The organism is Flavobacterium sp. (assembly GCF_043779715.1).
In the GTDB taxonomy this organism is placed as follows: Bacteria; Bacteroidota; Bacteroidia; order Flavobacteriales; family Flavobacteriaceae; genus Flavobacterium.
The window spans coordinates 1-2,512 of sequence record NZ_JAYWDT010000259.1; the positions used below are offsets into that span (position 1 = coordinate 1).

General features: G+C 31.1%; 1 protein-coding gene. It reads left to right on the top strand.

What is annotated here, in order from left to right; translation table 11 throughout:
• The coding region (locus ACH2BG_RS12565) for a hypothetical protein (protein ID WP_395048039.1) at positions 1 to 2,512 on the top strand (2,512 nt) is incomplete at both ends.

Consider the following 2,512-nt stretch of genomic DNA (forward strand, 5'->3'; position numbering starts at 1 on the left):
GAAAATACAAGGGAAATTATACGTGTTGTCGATCCGAAAGACCCAGTAGTAACTGGGAAAGTTGTGAAATTGACACAAAAAAAGAACACTGTTGTAAATGATGATGACACTAAAAAACATGAACAAAATTTGTTAAATCATCGTATTAAGGCAGTCACAACAACGATAAATTGGCCAAGAGAATATTTACCAAAAGAAGAAACGTTCCGATTTAATGAAATATTACGAGAAAATAATTGTTGTGTTCCTTTTTTTCTTATTCGTGGTGTTAAATATAATCCAAGTATCGTACATGATATAAAACATATTATATTAAAAGAAATGGAACAATATTTTAAAATTAAATTATCTTTTGAAGCTATGTTTACAATGCCAGTTTTAGGACCAAGTAATGTATTACATGAACCAAAAGAAAGTGTACAAATGGTTTTTTATGGAGACCCAAAAGTACGTTTTGCTTCTTTGAGTGATCAACGTAATTGGTGGATATATTTTATGAAAAAAATGGAAAAAGATTTATGTCATTTAAAATATATGACATATGATCAAGGAAAATTTAATGAATTTAATCATCTTGATATTGATATTTATAGAGAAAATAATAGCATCCCTATATATACTGACGTTGTTATAAAAAATGGAACTTCCAATATAAGAGTTTATGCACCCTCCATCGGACTTGACAAAGGAATGTCACCACCTGTTTTAACAATGCCAGGAAACGGAACAGGAAACGGAACACAAAAACAAAAACAAACAACATCATCATCATCATTATCAACGATAACATCACCGACACCAACGACAACAACAACGACGTTTTCGGATGTACAATTAATGAATGTTTTAAAATTAGCATACCCTGGTATTAAATTTAAACTTAATGGGACATGTACTAAAAATACAATTGTAATTAAAAGGACAAAATGTATTTTTGATGTAGATGCTACGATTACTGCAAAACTAAATCAAGTACGATGTCCTCACGGAATTGCAAATTTAATTTTTAATACATCTTTTGAACGATCAAGTGAAGAATGTAAAGATGCATTATGCCAAATTCTTTATGAATGTGATTGTACTCCTAAAAAACGAAAACATATCGCATATATCACAGCAAATACTAGAACTGTCGCATACGATGATGTAAATCAATCTTTAACATACGAACCTGTAACATTAGATGAGCAAGTTGTATTTCCCGATGACATGAATTTTAGTGAAATTATAAAAAATACTGATATCGGTTGTGCTGATTTATTTGAGCGTATATATAAAAATCGTTATTTGTATAATCCATTGGATAAGCGTTTTTATTATTATAACGGAGAATTATGGGTTAAAGATAATGATCTTGACGGATTTACTGAAACAATTATTTCTTCAAAAATGTCAAAATGCATGGATATCCATATTGCAGAAATTAATGATCAATTAACACGAGAAACATCTCGACAAAATCAAGATCGAGCAGTTATTTCATCTTTAACAAAACAATTAAAAAAATGCGAAGACCAGCGAAAACGATTAACAGATGGAAACAGCAAAGTTAAAAGATTTATTAAAGCAAAAATAGAAGATAAAAATTTTATAGGTAAAACTGTTCATCCAGGGAAAATTGCTGCTAATAATGGATTAGTTGATTTACGAACAATGCGCATAACTAATTTTAAACCCGAAGATTTTATAACAGAAAAATGCAATTTCGATTATTATAAGTGTTCATGTAAACCAGGTGAATGTTTTAAACGCGATGAATATAATAATATACAATGTGATAGCGCTATTAAATCGTCAATGCAAGCTGTAGATGATATTATTCGTGAAATTATGGGATGCGATTGTATTGAAGCTGATGGAAGCTTACGGTTTGGCGATCGCTTATATAATCATTTTACAAGAATGATCGGTTATTCTTTAACTGGAGAAGGAAATAGAAAATGGTTTATGTATTGTCATAGTCGACAAAATAGCGGGAAAAGTTTATTGTTAGAAACTCCAAATGATTTATTTACTCCTTATTATTGTGTAGTCCCTAAAGGGTTATTATTTGGTAAAAAGTCCGCTAACGGACCTACTCCAGAATTTGTATTAGTTATGGGTAAACGTGCTGGTTTTTGCGATGAAGTTAACAAAGACGACAAATTCGATGACCGTAATACAAAAGCAGTTACAGGACGATCTCGAATCGAATGGAGGAGAATGGGTGGAGAATATGAAACAGGAAAGATGCGCTTAGTTCCATTTATCGGAGTAAATCAACATAATGAAATGGATTGTATGGACCCTGCGTTTTGGGATCGTTTAATGCCCATTTTATTTCCTATGCAATTTGCAAGAGAAAAAGTTGATATCAATAACAAAGTAGGACATTTAAGGTTACGTGATGAAAGTATTGCTGGAAAATTCGAAGGAACAGAAGGAAATGACGATTTTCAATTAGCGTATTTTAATGTATTAATGAGAGCATGTGGTTATTATTATCAACATGCTCAAGATGAAGTCCCAAAAG